This window comes from Fuscibacter oryzae (assembly GCF_016765795.1).
Taxonomy (GTDB): domain Bacteria; phylum Pseudomonadota; class Alphaproteobacteria; order Rhodobacterales; family Rhodobacteraceae; genus Fuscibacter; species Fuscibacter oryzae.
Map to the genome: position 1 here is coordinate 70544 of NZ_JAESVP010000001.1, position 18181 is coordinate 88724.

Genomic DNA, 18181 nt, shown 5'->3' on the forward strand with positions numbered 1-18181 from the left:
CCAGCCAAAGGTCGCGTTCCAGTCCTGTGAACCCTGTCCGAAGGAGGCCCCATGCCTGCGCCCGATGCCATAACCTGCGACCAGCTTGCCAAGCTGATCGGCACACCCAAAGCGCCCACCATCCTTGATATCCGCCGTCAGGCGCTGCGCGACGCCGATCCGCGCCTGATTGCCACAGCCCGTCCGCTGCCCGAAACCGCCCTTGCCCCCGATGCCTTGGCGCGGCTGGCCGCTGGCCTTTCTGGCCCCGTCGTGGTGGTCTGCGCCCAAGGGCATGGCCGCAGTCAGGCCGTCGCCGCCTGGCTGCGCGCCGATGGGATGCAGGCCGAATATCTGGAAGGCGGGCACGCGGCCTGGGCCGCTGCCGGGTTGCCCACCTTCACCCCCGCCCCCCTGACCGGGCGCGACGGGCAGGGCCGCAGCCTGTGGGTCACCCGCGCACGGCCCAAGATTGACCGCATCGCCTGCCCCTGGCTGATCCGCCGCTTTATCGACCCCGAGGCCGTGTTCCTGTTCGTCGCCCCGGCCGAGGTGCTTGCGGTCGCCGAAACGCTGGACGCGATGCCCTTTGACATTGATGGCGTGGCCTTTAGCCACCGGGATGAGACCTGCACCTTTGACACCCTTCTGGCCGATTTCGGCCTTGCCCTGCCTGCGCTGGACCGTCTGGCCACCATCGTGCGCGGCGCCGATACCGGGCGGCTTGATCTTGTGCCGGAATGCGCGGGGTTGCTGGCGGCCTCGCTGGGGCTGTCGCGGATGTATGCCGATGATCAGGCGCAGATGCAGGCGGGCATCGCCCTTTATGATGCGTTTTACCGCTGGGCGCGCGATGCCACGGGCGAAACCCACACCTGGGCACCCGCCGCCAAGGGGGCACGCTGATGCCCTCCCCGCTCAATCCGTCCCGTCCCACCTTGCCGCAGGCCGCCCGCGTCTGGGCCCGCATCGCCGCGCTGTCCTTTGGCGGACCAGCCGGGCAGATCGCCGTGATGCACCGCATATTGGTCGAGGAAAAGCGCTGGCTGGGCGATGGCCGGTTTCTGCATGCGCTGAACTTTTGCATGCTTTTGCCGGGACCAGAGGCGCAGCAGCTTGCCACCTATATCGGCTGGCTGATGCACGGGGTGCGCGGCGCGCTGGTGGCGGGGGGGCTGTTCATCCTGCCCGGTGTTTTGGCGATCATGGGGCTTAGCTGGGTCTATGCTGCCTATGGGCAGGTGGCCGTGGTGGCGGCGCTGTTCTTTGGGTTGAAGGCCGCCGTGCTGGCCATCGTCTTGCAAGCCGTGGTGCGGGTGGGCAAGCGCGCCTTGCGCAACGGGGCGATGCGCGCCATCGCCGCCGCGTCGTTTCTGGCGATCTTTGCCCTTGGCGCGCCCTTTCCGCTGATCGTGGCCTTGGCGGCGCTGATCGGCTGGGCCGGGGCCAAGGCGGGGGTTGCGGCGTTTCAGCCCGGTGGTGGCCATGGTGCCATGGGCAAAAGCCATATCGACGATGCCGATACCCTGCTGGGAACCGAGGTAGCCCTGCCCCCCGGTGCGCGGCGTTCTGCCTTTCGCGCCGGTCTGGTGGCGCTGGTGCTGTGGCTGGTGCCCGTTGCGGCACTGGTGCTGCTGGCCCCCGGCAGCGTGTTTGCCGACATCGCCACCTATTTCTCGAAACTGGCGGTGCTGACCTTTGGCGGGGCCTATGCGGTTCTGGCCTGGGTCGCACAAGAGGCGGTGGGCACCTATGGCTGGCTGAAACCGGGCGAGATGCTGGATGGTCTGGGCATGGCCGAAACCACGCCCGGTCCGCTGATCATGGTGCTGCAATTCGTGGGCTTCATGGGGTCGATGCGGGGGGCGGGCTGGGAAAGCCCGATGCTGGCCGGCACCCTGGGCGGGTTGCTGACCACCTGGGTCACCTTTGCCCCCTGCTTTGCCTGGATCTTTCTGGGTGCCCCCTACATGGAGGGGCTGCGCCAGAACCGCGCGCTGTCGGCGGCGTTGTCGGCGGTAACAGCGGCGGTGGTGGGGGTGATCCTGAACCTCGCGCTGTGGTTCGCGCTGCATGTGATCTGGCAACAGGTCGCGCCGGTTTCGTTGGGCCCCTTCCGGCTAGAGCTGCCGGTCTGGTCCTCGATCAACTGGGCTGCCGCGGGCCTGTCGGCGCTGGCGCTGCTGGCGGTATTCCGCCTGAGACTGCCGATGACGGCGGTCATGGCCGGATCGGCGGCCTTGGGGTTGCTGCTGCATCTGGCGGGGCTGGGTTAGGGAAGCGACGCTCTGCGCAGTCTGGCAAAGGCCATCGCCTTTGCCATGCGGTGACGCTGGCAAATTGCACCGGCTGGGCCTCAAAGGCCCGGCCAGCGCCCGCCCCGCCATCGGCGGGCGCTTCTCGCCCGCCAGGGGTGGTGAGGGATGAGAAACGTGCCAGTGGCACGTTTCCCCGAAGAACGCCCCGCCCGTGGCGCGGCTGGGTGGCACTGGCCTTTCGTGGGCTCTTGCTTCCACCGTCTCACGCGGAAAGGTCACGCGCGGGCGGGGAAACGCAGGGCGTTTCCTGTTCCGCCCGGACAGATCCGGACTGTTCGCCCCCTACCCCACCGCCTTCGTAAACAAAATCCACTCCGTCGCCTCGACCTGCCAGTCGCCCTTGACCACGGCACGGCGGGCAACCTCGGCATATCCCTTGGCCGCATAAAGCCGCAGCGCCGCCGGATGGGTATCGGCGGCAATCAGGCTGATCACCCCATGCCCACCCGCCCGCGCCACCGTTTCGGCATGGGCCAACAGCGCGCGGCCAGTGCCCTTGCCGCGAAACGCCTCATAGGTTGCCAGCACGTTCAGATACCACGATCCGGGGGCCAGCGCCTCCAGCTCCAGCAGGGGCACGAAAATCGGCGGGGTGTCGGGGTCAATCGGGGCCGGCTCCTCCTCGGCCGGATAGCCCAGCAGGCAGGCGGCCACGCGGCCCTCCACCTCGGCCAACCAGGCGTTGCGGTAAGAAAAGCTGCCGCTTTCCCGTGCCGCGCGTTCCTTGCCCAAAGCCCATGGGTCGCCATCGGGGCCAACCGATTTCCGCCAGAAATGCAGCGGCAGATCATCCGCCGCCATATTGATGAAACGCGCCAGATCTTCGGCGTCGGACGCCTTCGCTTGCCGGATCAACATGATCGTCCCTTCCCCATGCCTGCCAGATCAGATGCCATCCAAGTCACGCAGCCCGGCAAAAAGATCAAGGGCCTGCGCATCCGTCCCGCTTTCTGGCGCCTCTTGCCAGCCCGTCAGCCAGCGCCTACGACAAGACCGCAACCACAGCGACATTCTGGAAGGATTGACATGAGCGATATGGTTTTCCGCTTTCCGGCGCCGGGGCCAGAGCCGCTGCTGACCGATCTTGAAGGCTGGACCAAGGTCGAGGGCAACCCGACCATGAAGACATGGGTCCAGCACACCTCGATCGACGGCAGCGTGATCAGCGGCACCTGGGCGGCCACCCCCGGCACCTGGCACGCCAGCTATAAATTCTACGAATTCGTCCATCTGATCGAGGGGCAGATCACCATCACCCCCGATGGCGGCGCGCCCGTCACCCTGCGCCCCGGCGATGCCTTTACGGTAGAGCCCGGCTTCAAAGGCACCTGGACCATCGACCAGCCGGTCCGCAAGCACTTTTGCATCAAGCTGAAGTAAGCGGCGGCCGGGGTTGCAAGGCCAAGGGCCGCGCGACCCGGCTTGGGAAACTTGCCGCTATGACTGGCATGGAAAGTTATTTTCAGGCCAGTCACGACAACACCCCTTGCCCCACAAGATACCTTGTCCGGCACAGTTGCGGGCGAACCACCAGACCGCCCTATCCATTGCGCGACACCCTGCGCGCCAGCACCGCGATCAGATCGGTCCGCGTCACGATGCCGACGATCTTGCCATATTCGACAACCGGAACCGCATCGACATCGTCATTCGCCATCATCTGCAACAAAACGGCCATCGGCGTGGCCGTGGTCGCACGGGGGCTGACAACGCTCATGATGTCTTTGGCAAGGACCGGCCTTTCCCTTTCCCGATCCACCAGACGGCGCAGCGCAGCGCCAAATGTCCGGTTCAGCCGAAGCGCATCGTCGCGCGCCTGATTTATCAGGTGGATCTGGAAGATCACGCCCAGGAACCGCCCATCCGCGCCCGTCACCGGAAGCGAGATGAACTTGTGGCGCTTGAACAGTGCGGCAACCTCGGTCAGCGTCGCCTCGGGGCCAACGGTGATCAGGTTGCGAGACATGACATCGGCGGCGGTCAGTGGCCCGGTGTGATGTGCCGCCGCCTGCACCTCGGCTGCCCCGATCAGGCGGGCCAGATCTTCGACGCCCAGGTTGAAGGATTGCCGATACCGCTCAAGAATCTCAGTCAGCTCGGCCTTGGAAAGACCCAATCGCTCCACCGGTTCCGGGTCATGGGTTCCGTGGCGGTTCGACTCCTCGAACTGCCGGAAAGGATAGCGGCGCCCGGTAAGGCGCGCATAGATCATGGCAATCAGGATCAGCGCGGCAGTGCCAAGCGCAACCGGCGCAAGGGCGAACCAAAAGCCAAGATGAGCAATGGCATCCGGGCTCATCGCGGCAGTCATCGCCACGGCCCCCGCCGGGGGATGCACAGCGCGGCATAGGATCATGGCGACAATGGCCAGACCGACCGCCAGTGCGATCCGCAACAACGGGTCGGGCACCAGAAGGCAGACCGCCACACCGATCAGGGCGGCCACGGTATTTCCGACAAAGGCTGACCACGGCTGCGCCAATGGGCTGTTCGGAACCGCAAAAAGCAGAACCGAACTCGCGCCGAAAGGGGCCACTAGGTAAAGACCGGTGGTCAGGTCAATACCGGGGGACAGCAAAAACAGCCCCGCCACCCCCAGCCCGATAACAGCGCCCAGCCCCGCCCGCACCGCCTCGACAGGGGATGTGCGCGCGACGGACGGTCCGAATGATCGCAGGATTGGCAAGGAAGCCTCCGTTCCAGACAGGCCTCCTGAATTTCAGCGATAGGCCGGAAATACAAGCGCGCAAGACCGCACCGCTTGCGCATTTTGCCCCAGCGGCCAAACCGTCCCGAAAGGGGCATCCGAATCTCAGTGCAAGCTTTCCTGTCTTGGCCAAGTCCGGCACGCAGTTGGCCGGAACCTTGATTTTGCGGCCTTGAAGTGGCTGATCATATGCAAATGGCGCGACCCACTCAGGCTGCAATGCCAGCCCGGGTCTTGCAAGCCGTCAGGGCGCGGCCAGAACCCACCGCGTTGACGAGCCTGCAACCCAAACATCCCCCGCAGTGCCAGACCCAAGCGCACCAGCCAACCCCAGGCAGTTACCGCCCCAGAAGAGGCCAGCACAGGACGGCAAAGCGCCTTAACCCAGTGGCAAAACCCGTAAGACGGAATGTTGAATGCGGTGTAAACACCGAAGTCACCCAAGGTTTCCCCAGCGATCCTGTGCACGCGCAAAAGGTCGATCTGCCGGACAGCCTCGGGCAGCATGGGTGCCAACCACGCCCGCCTGCTCGCCGAAGACATTCCCGGTGCTTTGGGGAAAGTGATCTTCAATGCCTCGCCTAAACGTGCCAAGGCCTGGAATTCGACGCGGCCGTCAAAGTGCAGGAAGGGCCGAGCTTGCGGCACATGGGAAACTCGGGCGGGGTCATCCGGGGATAGGCCCCGCCCGATAACAGGCTAATTCTCAGGCTAATTCTACTGACTATTGCATCATAATAGATCAGAATTTCTGATCACTATCACCCCGCCAGCAGCGCCGCATTTCCGCCCGCTGCGGTGGTGTCCACGCAAAGGTGACGCTCATGCGCGACATGGGCAAGATCGGGTTGCGCGGTGATCAGTTGAACGATCTCGCCGTCGCGGTCGGCCAGTGCCTGCGCCAGCGCGCGGCCCTCGGTCGCGTCCCCCCACCACAGCGCCGCCGAAAGCCCTTCGAGGCTGGAGAGCGTCGCCGCCGCAAGGGCGCCGTCCACCGCCACGCCCACCCCGCCCAGCCGGTCAACCGACAGCTTTTGCGCCGCCGCTGCCGCCTTGCCGGGGCCAAGGCACAGAACAGGCGCGCGGGAATGCAGGGTCAGCCGGTTCAGCTCTCCGGTCGGACCCGGCATGAACTGTTCCGAAATCTGCCGTGGGGCATGGGCCTTCAGCTCTTGGCCCAGCCGCGCGACATCGGCCTTGCCCGCCCAGGGCTGACCAGCCAAAGGCGCCGGAACCGGAGCGAAGAAGCGGCCAAGATAGTTCGGGCCGCCCGCCTTGGGGCCGGTGCCCGAAAGCCCCTCGCCACCAAAGGGCTGGCTACCCACGACTGCACCGATCTGGTTGCGGTTGACGTAGATGTTGCCGACATGGATGGCCCCCGCGACCTCTTGAACCCGGGCATCGATCCGGGTGTGCAGCCCGAAGGTCAGGCCAAACCCCTTGGCATTGATGGCATCGACCACGCGGCCAAGGTCTTCACCCTTGAAGGTCGCGACATGCAGGACCGGGCCAAAGATCTCGCGGTCAAGGTCTTCGATACCGGTGACGCGCAGCATGGTCGGCGGAATAAAGGTGCCGCTGGCGGGCACGGCCAACTGGTGCAGGATGCGGGCGCGGTGTTCAGCCAGATAATCGGCGATGCCCGATTGCGCGCGGGTGTCGATCACCGGGCCGACATCGGTCGCAAAGGCCCAAGGGTCGCCCACGACCAGTTCGTTCATCGCGCCCTTGATCATCTCGATCACATGGGGGGCAATGTCTTCCTGCACATAAAGGCAGCGCAAAGCCGAGCAGCGTTGCCCGGCCGACCGGAAGGCAGAGTTCACCACATCGCGCACCGCCTGTTCCGGTAGGGCGGTGCTGTCAACGATCATGGCGTTCAACCCGCCGGTTTCCGCGATAAGGGGGGTGCCGGGGGAAAGGTTAGCGCCCATGTTACGGGCGATGGTCTGCGCAGTGGCGGTCGATCCGGTGAAGACAAGGCCCTTCACCCGCGCGTCCGAGGCCAGCGCCGTCCCGATCACGCCGCCGCGCCCCGGGATCAGTTGCAAGGCCGAAACGGGCACCCCCGCCTCGTGCAAAAGACGAACGCCGAGGGCGGCGATGATCGGCGTGGGTTCCGCAGGCTTGGCGATGACCGCGTTTCCGGCCATCAGGGCCGCTGCGATCTGGCCAGAAAAGATCGCCAGAGGGAAGTTCCAAGGGCTGATCGCGCCAATGATACCGCGGGCCGTGCCCGTCGCATGCTCTCCCTCCGAGGCGTAATAGCGCAGGAAGTCAACGGCTTCGCGCAACTCGCCTATGGCGTCAGGCAGCGTCTTGCCCGCCTCGCGCGCCAGCGTGGCAAAGATTGCGCCGAAATTCGCTTCGTACAGATCGGCGGCGCGGCGCAGGATTTCGGCACGTTCCGCCGCAGGTGCCGTCCAGGGTTGGGCATCCTCGATGGCGCGGGTAACGGTGGCGGCGTCGCAATGCAGAACCTCGCCGATCTGCTCGCCGGTGGCGGGGTTGGTCACGGGATGCAACGTGCCGGTGGCGGGGCGGACAGTCAGGGCACCCGCCTCGGCAAGGGCGGCGCGGGCAACCTCGATCCGGACCAAAGCCTCTTCGTCCGATTGATCGAAACCGGTGGAATTCATCCGCGCAGCCCCAAAGAGCGCCTGCGGTGTTACCAGCGATGCCGGGGCACGCGCGGTGGGCAGAGCCTCAAACGGATCGCGGGCGACCTCCTCTGGCGACATCGTTTCATCCACGATCTGGTGAACGAAGGAAGAGTTGGCACCATTCTCCAACAAACGCCGAACCAGATAGGCCAGAAGGTCGCGGTGCGCGCCCACAGGGGCATAAATCCGGCAACGGCCCTTGGTTTCGGCCAGCACGATGTCGTGCAACCGCTCTCCCATGCCATGCAGGCGCTGAAATTCGAAGGCCACACCGCCTGCCAGTTCCAGAATAGCCGCCACGGTCTGGGCATTGTGGGTGGCAAATTGCGGATAGATACGGTCGGCGTAACCGATCAGCTTCTTTGCATTGGCGATATAGCTGATATCGGTCGCAACCTTGGTAGTGAAAAGCGAGAAGCCCGGCATCCCCTCTACCTGGGCGCGCTTGATTTCGCTGTCCCAATAGGCACCTTTGACCAGACGGACCATGATCTTGCGGTCCAGCCGTTTCGCGGTTTCATAAAGCCAATCGATCACCAGCCCCGCCCGCTTGCCATAGGCCTGCACGACAACGCCAAACCCATCCCAGCCCGCCAGCGACGGATCGGCCAGCACCGCCTTGATGACCTTCAGCGACAGGACAAGGCGGTCCTGTTCTTCGGCATCGATATTCATACCCATTTTGGCGGCCTTGGCGGCCTGTGCAAGCTTCAGCACCACCGGCACCAGTTCCGCCATGACGCGGGCCTCTTGCGCCACCTCATAGCGGGGATGCAGAGCCGAAAGCTTGATCGAGATGCCGGGGTTCGTCTGCACCGACCCCTTGTCGCAGGCACGCGCGATGGCACCGATGGCATTGCCATATTCACGGGCATAACGCGCAGCGTCAGCCCCGGTCATCGCCGCCTCGCCCAGCATGTCATAGCTGTAGGTAAAACCCTGCGCCTCGCGCGTCCGCGCCCGGTCCAGCGCCGCGTCGATGGTCTGGCCCAGCACGAACTGACGGCCCATTTCCTTCATCGCGCGGCCGACGGCGGTGCGGATCACCGGCTCTCCCAGACGGCGGATCATGGCACGCAGCGTGCCCGCAACTCCGCCCTGCCCGTCCTCCAGCACCTTGCCCGTCAGCATCAGCGCCCAGGTCGAGGCGTTGACAAGGCTTGATGAGGCTTCGCCCAGATGCTTGCCCCAGTTCGACGGCGCGATCTTGTCTTCGATCAGCGCGTCGATGGTCAGCTTGTCGGGCACCCGCAGCATCGCCTCGGCCAGACACATCAGCGCCACGCCCTCACGGGTGGACAGCCCGTATTCCGACAGAAAATGTTCCATCATCGTCGGCTTGGCTTCCGAACGGATGCGGCGGACCAGATCAGCACCCTTGGCCGTGATGCGCTGACGAAGAGAGGCATCCAGAGCCGCCTCGGACACCAGCGCGTCCAAAAGCGCCGCCTCGTCTTGGAACTTGGCGGTCAGGGTGAATTGCGACAGGTCGGTCATGTGGGCCTCCGAAGGTTTCCGCCTTTTTACCGGATAGCCCATGGTCGATGTGACCATTATGTTGAATTTACAAAGGCGAATCGACCAAATTTCACGAGGATTTCGATGTCCGACCCCCTTGACCCAGTGAATCGCAAGATCCTCGCCGAACTTTTGGCCAATGGCCGCATCCCGATGAGCGACCTTGCCGAGAAGGTGGGGCTTTCCAAGACGCCCGTGTCCTTGCGCGTCCGCCAGATGGAGGAGGCCGGGCTGATCACCGGCTATCGCGCCATCCTGTCACCGATGAAACTGGGCCTGACCCATGTAACCTATGTCGAGGTCAAGATGAGCGACACGCGGCAAAGCGCGCTCGACAAGTTCAACGAGGCGGTGCGTGCCATCGCCGAGGTGGAAGAATGCTACATGATCGCGGGGGGCTATGACTATCTGCTGAAGGTCCGCTCGCGCGATATGGTGCATTTCCGGCAAATCATGGCGGAAAAGATCTCTTCCCTGCCCTTTCTGCATGCCACATCCAGCTTTGTCGCGATGGAGGCGGTGGTCGAACAGAACTGGACCCCACCGTAAGGATTGAGTCACCTCAGAATATGGTATACGATCTACCTTGAAAAAGGGAGAAGCGCCATGACGTTCAAAAGGATGATTCACGCGGTCGATACCCATGCCGGCACGCCGATGCGGGTGATCACCGGGGGCGTACCGCATATTCCTGGCGCGACCGTCTACGAGAAAATGAAGTGGCTGGAGGCGAATGATGACCAGCTTCGCAAACTCGTCCTGCGCGAGCCGCGCGGATATCCGGCGCATTGCTGCAACCTTCTGGTGCCGCCCTGCCACCCCGAGGCCGATGCGGGCTATATCATCATGGAGCAGGTCGAATATCCGATGATGTCGGGCGGCAATACGATCTCGGTTGTCACGGTGCTGCTGGAAATGGGCATCCTGCCGATGAAAGAGCCGGTGACCGAGCTGATGCTGGAAGCGCCCGCCGGGCTGATCCGGGTTCGGGCCGATTGCGCGGGTGGCAAGGTCAAGGCGGTGACCTTCCGCAATGTTCCGGCCTTTGCCGCCCATATCGACGCCGAAATCGACGTGCCGCATCTGGGCAAGGTGCGGGTAGATGTGGGCTGGGGCGGCATGTTCTATGTCATCGCAGATGTGCGCCAGTTCAAGGGGCTGGAACTGAAGCCCGAACATGGCGGCGAGATTGTCCGCATCTCGGCGATGATCCGGCAAGCTGCAATCGAGCAATTGCAAGTGAACCATCCAGACTATCCCGGCGTCGGCATCACCATTTCGCAGCTTTCCGGCCCGTCGGATGACCCCAAGGCCGACTGGAAGAATGCCGTGACCATGGCCACCGGCCCGCTGTCCTGGGACGATCCTGCGACATGGACCGGCGCGCTGGACCGTTGCCCCTGTGGCACCGGCACCTGCGCCAAGATGGCAACGCTGCATGCCAAGGGCGAGTTGAAGCTGAACCAGCCCTTCCGCCATCAGGGGCTTTTGGGCAACATCTATACCGGCCATCTGGTTGACGAGGTGACGCTGCATGGCCGCAAGGCGGTTGTGCCGACGATCACCGGCACAAGCTGGATTTACGGCATGAACACCATGGTGCTGGACCCCGACGACCCTTTCACCGAGGGCTTTACCATCGGCGACATCTGGGCCTGAACACCTGTTACCCCGCGATGGCGGCAAGCCGGGCCAGCCGGTCCAGTTGCCGCGTCAGCCTTTCTGTGAAATCCGGCGCGCAAAGTGTGGGTGATCCACCATGCCGCTGTCGGGCGGCTGACTTGCGGTCAGGAAATGGCCAGTCCCTATCGGCCAGCTTGCCCCGATAAACGACGCCGCCATTTCTGCGCTTGCCCTAGACGCGCGACAGGCGGCCTATGCCAAAGCGCGGGTTCGGTTTGGGCCAAAAGCGTCACGGCTTAACCGCAGGTTTCGCGGCATAGGATTGCCCGCCCACGAACCAATCTTCGCGCGCAACCTCGGTGAAAATCACGTCCAGAGCCTCGGGCTTGGTGCCGCAAACCTCGCCAAACGCCGCGATGATGCGGTCAACGAGGGCCTGTTTCATCTCCGGGCTGCGGCCCGGCAAAAGTTCGACGCGGACAATTGGCATCACAATATTCCTTTTTTCATTGGCCCAATCAGCATTGGCACCGCTTTTACTGGCCAGCCTTCATCGGCCAGGTGTCGGCAACCCTGTAACCGCCCGGCCAAGGGTCAGAGGGGTCCAGCATATGCTGATGCGTGCCCGTCACCCAAGCCCTTCCGCTGATCTGCGGGCGAATGGCGGGCAGATCGCCCACCCGCGCCTGCCCAAGGATCGTGCCATGAAACTCGGACCCGATGACCGAAACGCCGGTCAGCCGGTCGCCCACCTTCATCTCTCCTTTGGCATGCAACAGCGCCATCCGCGCCGAAACCGCCGTGCCGGTCGGCGACCGATCAAGCTTTCCCGGCTGGATAGAGACGACCGACTTCGCCCGCAGGCCATGGGCATCGCGGGTCAGCGCGCCGGCAAAAAGGCAAAAGGAATGGTGGCGCCAATCGGGACGCTCGGGGTGGTGGAAGGCAAGCTGACGGTTGGCGGCATCGGTGATCCTGACCCCCAGAACCGCCAGATCGCGCGCCTCGTGGGTCTCCAGCGACAAGCCCAGCGCGGGGGCATCGACCACAACGAAACTGTCGCCGCCAAAGGCCGTGTCAACCGTCAGGGTGCCTACCCCCTCGATCTCCAGCGGAACCGACAAACGAGAGGCAAAAGACGGCAGGTTTTCGACGTAAATCCGTTCGGCCTTGCCATCCCGACACTCGGCACGGACATGGACAAGCCCCCCCGGCGCCTCCAGCACCATCTCGGTCAAAGGTTCGGTCATCGGCAGGATGCCAGTTTCCAAAAGCACCGTAGCCACGCAGATCGAGTTTGAACCCGACATCGGCGGCGTGTCTTCCGGCTCCATGATGATCCAGCCCATCTGGGCGCGCGGGTCTTTGGGCGGCACCAGCAGATTGACATGGCGAAAGACCCCGCCGCGCGGCTCATTCAACACAAAGTTGCGCAGGGTCTGATCCTGCGCGATCCATGTCCGCTGGTCCCACAGCGTGGCACCGGGGGGCGGGGCGACACCGCCGACAATGACATCGCCAACCTCGCCTTCGGCATGGGCCGAGACGACATGAATCACTTTGGTACTGCGCATGATGGCCCTCTTTTAGAATAACGTATACGATCATATCAGCAGGTCAATCGCCAGATTTGCGCCCTGCCCCCAATTGAGCTATCGGCAGAAGCCAAAGACGGAGGATGCCATGACTTTGGGATTGCAGGACGTGCCTGACCTTGGTGCTGCGCCCTCGACCTCGCAGGTGGTGCTGCGCCACCTGCGCGCGGCCATCGTTTCCGGCGATCTGGCCGAGGGGGCGCCGATCGGTCAGGACGATGTGGCGCGGCGGTTCAACGTCAGCAAGATTCCGGTGCGCGAGGCGCTGAAGCAGCTGGAGGCCGAGGGGTTCGTGACCTTCCTGCGCAATCGCGGCGCGGTCGTTGCCAGCCTTTCCGAACCAGAGATTGCCCAGGTCTTCGAAGTCCGCGCCATGCTTGAGGCGCAGGCAATCAAACTGGCGGTTCCCCTGATGACGCCAGAACACCTCGCGCGGGCAGAGGCCGCAGCCGCAGTCTTTGCGGCAGAGCCGGATGTCTCGCAATGGGCGGCGCGGAACTGGGAATTTCACTCTGCGCTTTACGCCCCCGCCGGACGCGACTTTCTTATGGGCCTGATCCGCCAGATCAATGATCGGGTTGCCCGCTTTCTGCGCGTTCAGTTGACGGTCTCCGGCGGCCACTTTCATGCCGTGACAGAGCATCATGAGATCCTTTCCGCCTGCCGCCAATGCAAGGCCGAATTGGCCGCCACCCTGACCCATGATCATATCATGGGTGCCTGCCGATCCCTGAGCATCCATCTGCCGCGCAAAGACTGATGCGACCTTGGCGGCCTATGCGTTCGGGATCACCTGGGCCCGCGCCTTCGTTGATGGCAACAAGCGCACCGGCTTTGTCGCGGCCGTCACCTTCCTACGCCTGAGCCCAGAAAACCTGTGTCCCTACCTCAAAAAGGGCGTTCGGATGATGGAGGATCTGGCCTCTAGCGCCATGGCAGAGGAGAGTTTTGCAAGCTGACTGCACGATTGCGAAAAGCTGCCGACCAAAATAACGGGCCGCCAGAACAGGCAATCGGGGAATGGCTAGCTTTTCTCGCCGCCCCCATCCCGCAGCCTGAAGACCCCTCATCTACACCCGCCCAAGGGCTATCGCCGGTCCTGTCTGCTATGGCACCGCATTGATGCCCGGCAAACCGGGTGTGCTGCTGTGATTTCCGGCTGCACGCTCATTATGTGAACGGCCCGGTTCATTTTTTCCGAAAAACCAAGCGCGCTTTCTTGTAAATCCGCATTTGCCGGATATGTTCCCTCGACTGACGGGCCAATCCTATCGGGCATCGCCACGATGGCATTCACCTTCAAACCAGATAGATCCCGCGTTCTGCCGACTTTGGCTGACGCAAAGCATTACAGGAGCATCCATGTTCAAGCGGTTGGCAATTGCAGTTACTCTTTTAGGGCTGATCGTGGGGGGTATCGTCTGGTTCAAATCGTTCCGCGATGGAATGATCGCGCAATATCTGTCTGGCATGGTGCCGCCGCCGGTCCCGGTGACCAGTGAAAAGGTTGAAACAGTGACATGGGAGCCGGGCATCGAAGCCGTTGGCACCGCCATTGCCGCCAGCGGGGTCGATCTGGCCACCCAGTCGGGCGGGTTGGTACGCGAGATCCAGTTCACGGCCAATGATCGCGTCACCAAGGGCCAGTTGCTGGTGCAGATTGATGATGCCAGCGAACAGGCCTCGCTTGCGGCGGCCAAGGCGGCCCTTGGCGTTGCCCAGACCGAAGCGACCCGCGCCCAGACCCTGAGCGAACGCGGTGTCAGTGCCGCAACCACCGTCGAAAGCGCCGAGGCGCAGACCGAGGCTGCCCGCGCACAGGTGGCACAGGTGCAGACCGCCCTGGATGACAAACGCCTGACCGCCCCGTTTGACGGCGTGATCGGCATTCCGCAGATCGAGGTGGGCCAGTATGTCGGCGTTGGAACCACCTATGCCACGCTGCAAGACCTGAGCAGAATGCGGGTCGATTTCGCGGTGCCGGAACAGCAGATGGGCCTGCTGTCGCTGGACCGCCCCGTGACCATCAAGACTGAAGTGGGTGATTTCAGCGCCGATGGCCATATCATCGCCATTGAACCGCGCGTCGATCCGAACTCCCGCATGGTCTCGGTGCGGGCCGAGGTAGAGAATGCCTCGGGCAAACTGTCGCCCGGTCAGTTCCTGCGGGTGCGTGTGTCGCTGCCGTCCGAGCCGAATGTGATCGCGGTGCCGCAAACGGCTATCAGCTCCTCGCTTTACGGCGATTCCATTTATGTGATCCGGCAGGGTGAAACGGCGGAAGAGCAAAAGGTCGAACAGGTCTTTGTGACGCTGGGCCGTCGCTCCGGGGCACGGATCGAGGTGATCAAGGGCCTTACCGCTGGTGAGGAAATCGTGACATCCGGCCAGAACCGCCTGACCAATGGCGGCAAGGTCAAGGTTGATAATTCGGTCGTGCTGACCGCGCCTGCGGGCGAGTAAGGAGCGGCCATGCATTTTTCCGAAATCTTCATTCGCCGCCCGGTTCTGTCCACAGTTCTGGCCGCGCTGATCCTGTTTCTGGGGCTGGCCTCGGTCGTCAACCTGCCGGTTCGCCAATACCCAGAGGTGGAAGAGACGGTGATCACCATCACCACCGTCTATCCCGGTGCGGCCCCCGATCTGATCCAGGGCTTCATCACCGCGCCCATCGCCTCGGCCGTGTCAACGACCGAGAATATCGACTATATCACCAGCCAGTCCACGCCGTCGGCCTCGGTCGTGACGGTGCAGATGAAACTCGGGGCCAACCCCGATGTTGCGCTGACCGAGGTGATGTCGAAGGTGCAGCAGGTGCGCGGGCAACTGCCCGAAGACGCCGAAGACCCGACGATTGTCAAAGGCAACGGCCAGACCTTCGCGCTGATGTATCTGGCGGTGCAGAACCCCAACATGACGCCCGAACAGTTGACCGAATATCTGGAAAGGGTGGTGCGGCCACGCGTGACCAATATCGGCGGTGTGGCGCAAATGGAGATTCTGGGCGCGTCACAATATGCGATGCGGATCTGGCTGGACCCGCTGAAGCTGTCGGCCCGTGGGGTTACGGCATCAGAGGTGCTGGCAGCCGTTCGCGCGTCAAACTTCCTGTCTGCCCCCGGCAAGACCGAGAATGAATACTTCAGTTATTCCTTGACCCTGCAATCCACCATCCAGTCTGCCGATGCCTTTGGCGCGCTGCCCCTGGTGCAGGGCAAGAATGGCGTCGTGCGGCTGCGCGATGTGGCAAAGATCGAAATGGCCTCGGGCGACCGGGATGCCATTGTGACCTTTGATGGCGAGCCAGGAACCTTTATCGGCATCATTCCCGCACCGGGCGAAAACCAGTTGGATGTGGCGACCAATGTGCTGAACGCGCTGCCCGGCCTGAACGCCACGCTGCCCAAGGGCATGACCATCGACATGGTCTACGATTCGACCGAAACCATCGCGGCATCCATCAGCGAGGTGTTCAAGACAATCGCCGAAGCTGTGGCGATTGTGGTTGTGGTGATCTTGCTGTTCCTCGGGTCGTTCCGGTCGGTGGTCATGCCCATCGTCACAATCCCGCTGTCGCTGATTGGCGTCTGTGCGGTGATGCTGGCATTGGGGTATTCGATCAACCTGCTGACCCTGCTGGCGATGGTTCTGGCCATCGGTCTGGTGGTGGACGATGCGATTGTGGTGGTGGAAAACATCCACCGTCATATCGAGGATGGGATGACCCCATCGCGCGCCGCCATCGTGGGGATGAAGGAAATCGCGGGGCCCGTGGTGGCGATGACCATCACCCTTGCCGCCGTGCTGTCGCCACTGGCCTTTACGGGCGGTCTGACCGGATCGCTGTTTACCGAATTTGCGCTGACACTGGCGGGGTCAGTGGTGCTGTCGGGGATCGTCGCCTTGACCATCACGCCCACCATGTCGGCGCGATTGTTGAACCACGGCACACCGGGGCGGTTTCAGCAGATCGTGGACAGGGTGCTGAACGGCGTGTCGAACTGGTATGAGCGGCGGGTATCTTCGTCGCTGGATTACCGGCCAGTGACCTTGCTGATGGTGCTGTCACTGGTGGGTGTGACGGGGTTTATGTTCATGAACACCTCGTCCGAACTGGCGCCCGAGGAAGATTCTGGTGCGCTGTTCGCCATCATGAACGGCCCGCGTTACGCTACGCTGGACTATACTGATGCCTTTACCCGAGAGGTTGCTGGCCGCACCCGTGATATCGAAGAGGTCAAGACAGCCTTTTCCGTCGCGGGGATGGGCGGTGCCACCAACACAGGGTTCTATATCTGGGCGTTGAAAGACTGGGCTGATCGCGAGCGCAGCCAGAAGGATATCCAGCAGCAGATTCAGGCCACCATTGATGGCGCGCCCGGGCTGCAAAGCTATGTCTTTGCCCCGCCCACCCTGCCCGGTGCCGGGGGGGGCTTGCCGGTTTCTCTGGTGATCCAGTCGATCCACGCCCCCGAGCGCGTGGTCGAGGTGGCCGATGAAATCCGCGCCAAGGCGTTGCAGACCGGCAAGTTCATTGTGGTGCAGAACAGCCTGTCGTTCGATGCGCCGCAGGTGCGCATCGTGATCGACCGGGACCGCGCGGCCCAACTGGGCGTTTCCGTCAGCGAGATCGGCAACACTCTTGGCCTGTTGGTCGGCGGTGGTGCCATTGCGCAGTTCGACCGCGATTCCAACAGCTATGACATCATCACACAGGTGCCAAAGGAATGGCGCGACAACCCCGAACGTCTGGGGCAGTTCTTTGTCCGCGCAGGGTCCGGGGCGATGGTGCCGCTGTCTTCAGTTGTCACGCTGGACCCCGGCGTCAATGCCGCGGGGATTGAGCAATTCAACCAGCTGAACTCTGCCACGCTATCGGCAATGCCGATGATCGGGCTTTCGTCAGGCGTCGGTCTGGCAGAGCTGGAAAAGATTGCCGCCGAAACGCTGCCCGATGGGTTCTTCATCGACTACTCCGGTCAATCGCGGTTGGAGAAAAGCGAAGGCAACACCATCCTTCTGGCCTTTGGCGCCGCCTTGGTGGTGATCTATCTGGTGCTGGCGGCGCAGTTCGAAAGTTTCCGTGACCCGTTCATCATCATGATGTCGGTGCCGCTGTCGATCTTTGGCGCGGTGCTGCCGCTGTATTTTGGGGCAGGCACACTGAACATCTATACACAGGTTGGCCTGATCACGCTGATTGGCCTGATCACCAAGCACGGTATCCTGATGGTCGAATTCGCCAACCAGCAGCGAGAGGATCATAACCTTAGCCGCCGTCAGGCCATTGTTGCAGCGGCCAAGACGCGTCTGCGCCCGATCCTGATGACCACGGCGGCGATGGCGCTGGCGGTGGTTCCGCTGATCCTGGCCGAAGGGGCCGGGGCTGCGGCGCGTCAGGCGATGGGTCTGGTGATCTTTACCGGGCTGCTGATTGGCACAACCTTTACGTTGTTCGTGGTACCGATGTTTTACACCCTGCTGTCTCGCAGCGATGCGTCCTATCTGGCCCATCGCAAGCAGGTCGAAAGGAACTTTGGCACCGCCCATTGATCTGGGTCGCGGGCAAGGCGCATACCTTTGCCCGCGATCTGCACGCCAGACTCAAGCCCGTTGATAGGGCGGCTTGGTTGATCGCGAGATCTTTTTAAGTCTTGCCCCCGATGTTGCACGATACTGCGTCGCAAACAGGCAGGTCGACGGCCCACGCGCTTGTAGTCATGCAACCCCGCGCAGAGTGCGGCCATGACAGTGGTGATTGCCTGTTGCGGAACTGGC

General features: G+C 63.0%; 14 protein-coding genes. 9 read left to right on the plus strand and 5 right to left on the minus strand.

What is annotated here, in order from left to right; genetic code table 11:
* Positions 1 to 51 precede the first annotated feature (51 nt).
* On the plus strand, positions 52 to 885 hold the full coding sequence (locus JI744_RS00355) for a chromate resistance protein ChrB domain-containing protein (RefSeq protein WP_202657128.1): 834 nt from the start codon (positions 52 to 54) through the stop codon (positions 883 to 885).
* Complete coding sequence (chrA, locus tag JI744_RS00360) at positions 885 to 2255, plus strand: chromate efflux transporter (RefSeq protein ID WP_202657132.1); 1371 nt, start codon at positions 885 to 887, stop codon at positions 2253 to 2255. The genes JI744_RS00355 and chrA overlap by 1 nt, the downstream gene beginning before the upstream one ends.
* Positions 2256 to 2579: 324 nt before the next feature.
* Here the strand turns inward: chrA and JI744_RS00365 are convergent, their stop codons facing one another.
* A complete protein-coding gene (locus tag JI744_RS00365) occupies positions 2580 to 3155 on the minus strand; it encodes a GNAT family N-acetyltransferase (RefSeq protein WP_202657134.1) in 576 nt (191 codons plus the stop codon).
* Between the two features lie 168 nt (positions 3156 to 3323).
* Between JI744_RS00365 and JI744_RS00370 the strand changes: the two genes are divergently transcribed.
* Positions 3324 to 3677, plus strand: coding sequence for a cupin domain-containing protein (locus tag JI744_RS00370; protein ID WP_202657136.1), 354 nt, complete (start codon positions 3324 to 3326; stop codon positions 3675 to 3677).
* Between the two features lie 160 nt (positions 3678 to 3837).
* On the opposite strand, the gene JI744_RS00375 is transcribed toward JI744_RS00370, so the two are convergent.
* Complete coding sequence (locus JI744_RS00375; RefSeq protein WP_202657138.1) at positions 3838 to 4983, minus strand: HPP family protein; 1146 nt, start codon at positions 4981 to 4983, stop codon at positions 3838 to 3840.
* Between the two features lie 782 nt (positions 4984 to 5765).
* Positions 5766 to 9164 (minus strand): bifunctional proline dehydrogenase/L-glutamate gamma-semialdehyde dehydrogenase PutA, encoded by a 3399-nt coding sequence (gene putA / locus JI744_RS00380; RefSeq protein WP_202657140.1) that lies wholly within the window; start codon positions 9162 to 9164, stop codon positions 5766 to 5768.
* A 105-nt stretch (positions 9165 to 9269) separates the two neighbouring features.
* On the opposite strand from putA, the gene JI744_RS00385 reads away from it, so the two are divergent.
* The gene (locus tag JI744_RS00385) at positions 9270 to 9734 is read left to right on the plus strand and encodes an Lrp/AsnC family transcriptional regulator (RefSeq protein ID WP_202657142.1); all 465 of its coding nucleotides are present in this window, start codon (positions 9270 to 9272) and stop codon (positions 9732 to 9734) included.
* Positions 9735 to 9791: 57 nt separating this feature from the next.
* Entirely contained in the window at positions 9792 to 10844 is a 1053-nt protein-coding gene (locus JI744_RS00390; protein WP_202657157.1) for a proline racemase family protein, read from the plus strand.
* Between the two features lie 253 nt (positions 10845 to 11097).
* Here JI744_RS00390 and JI744_RS00395 read toward each other — a convergent pair whose 3' ends face one another.
* Both JI744_RS00395 and JI744_RS00400 read right to left on the minus strand, forming a co-directional pair.
* Positions 11098 to 11355, minus strand: coding sequence for a tautomerase family protein (locus JI744_RS00395; protein WP_268885762.1), 258 nt, complete (start codon positions 11353 to 11355; stop codon positions 11098 to 11100).
* Positions 11345 to 12382: a trans-3-hydroxy-L-proline dehydratase gene (locus JI744_RS00400; protein WP_202657162.1), complete on the minus strand. Its 1038-nt coding sequence runs from the start codon at positions 12380 to 12382 to the stop codon at positions 11345 to 11347. Before JI744_RS00400 ends, JI744_RS00395 begins: the two co-directional genes overlap by 11 nt.
* A gap of 109 nt (positions 12383 to 12491) precedes the next feature.
* Here JI744_RS00400 and JI744_RS00405 point away from each other — a divergent pair, with 109 nt between their 5' ends.
* The 4 genes from JI744_RS00405 to JI744_RS00420 all read left to right on the plus strand — a co-directional run bounded on the left by JI744_RS00405 (position 12492) and on the right by JI744_RS00420 (position 17956).
* Positions 12492 to 13163: a GntR family transcriptional regulator gene (locus JI744_RS00405; protein WP_202657164.1), complete on the plus strand. Its 672-nt coding sequence runs from the start codon at positions 12492 to 12494 to the stop codon at positions 13161 to 13163.
* 7 nt (positions 13164 to 13170) lie between these two features.
* Positions 13171 to 13362: a Fic family protein gene (locus tag JI744_RS00410; protein ID WP_328756599.1), complete on the plus strand. Its 192-nt coding sequence runs from the start codon at positions 13171 to 13173 to the stop codon at positions 13360 to 13362.
* Positions 13363 to 13765: 403 nt separating this feature from the next.
* Positions 13766 to 14866 (plus strand): efflux RND transporter periplasmic adaptor subunit, encoded by a 1101-nt coding sequence (locus tag JI744_RS00415; protein WP_202657166.1) that lies wholly within the window; start codon positions 13766 to 13768, stop codon positions 14864 to 14866.
* Between the two features lie 9 nt (positions 14867 to 14875).
* Positions 14876 to 17956 carry an efflux RND transporter permease subunit gene (locus JI744_RS00420; RefSeq protein ID WP_202657167.1) on the plus strand — a complete coding sequence of 1027 codons (3081 nt, stop codon included), beginning with the start codon at positions 14876 to 14878 and terminating at the stop codon, positions 17954 to 17956.
* Positions 17957 to 18181 lie beyond the last annotated feature (225 nt).

Coding starts and splice junctions, on each gene's coding strand:
- JI744_RS00355 (WP_202657128.1), top strand. CDS start 52: ATGCCTGCGCCCGATGCCATAACCTGCGACCAGCTTGCCAAGCTGATC.
- chrA (WP_202657132.1), top strand. CDS start 885: ATGCCCTCCCCGCTCAATCCGTCCCGTCCCACCTTGCCGCAGGCCGCC.
- JI744_RS00365 (WP_202657134.1), bottom strand. CDS start 3,155: ATGTTGATCCGGCAAGCGAAGGCGTCCGACGCCGAAGATCTGGCGCGT.
- JI744_RS00370 (WP_202657136.1), top strand. CDS start 3,324: ATGAGCGATATGGTTTTCCGCTTTCCGGCGCCGGGGCCAGAGCCGCTG.
- putA (WP_202657140.1), bottom strand. CDS start 9,164: ATGACCGACCTGTCGCAATTCACCCTGACCGCCAAGTTCCAAGACGAG.
- JI744_RS00385 (WP_202657142.1), top strand. CDS start 9,270: ATGTCCGACCCCCTTGACCCAGTGAATCGCAAGATCCTCGCCGAACTT.
- JI744_RS00390 (WP_202657157.1), top strand. CDS start 9,792: ATGACGTTCAAAAGGATGATTCACGCGGTCGATACCCATGCCGGCACG.
- JI744_RS00400 (WP_202657162.1), bottom strand. CDS start 12,382: ATGCGCAGTACCAAAGTGATTCATGTCGTCTCGGCCCATGCCGAAGGC.
- JI744_RS00405 (WP_202657164.1), top strand. CDS start 12,492: ATGACTTTGGGATTGCAGGACGTGCCTGACCTTGGTGCTGCGCCCTCG.
- JI744_RS00415 (WP_202657166.1), top strand. CDS start 13,766: ATGTTCAAGCGGTTGGCAATTGCAGTTACTCTTTTAGGGCTGATCGTG.
- JI744_RS00420 (WP_202657167.1), top strand. CDS start 14,876: ATGCATTTTTCCGAAATCTTCATTCGCCGCCCGGTTCTGTCCACAGTT.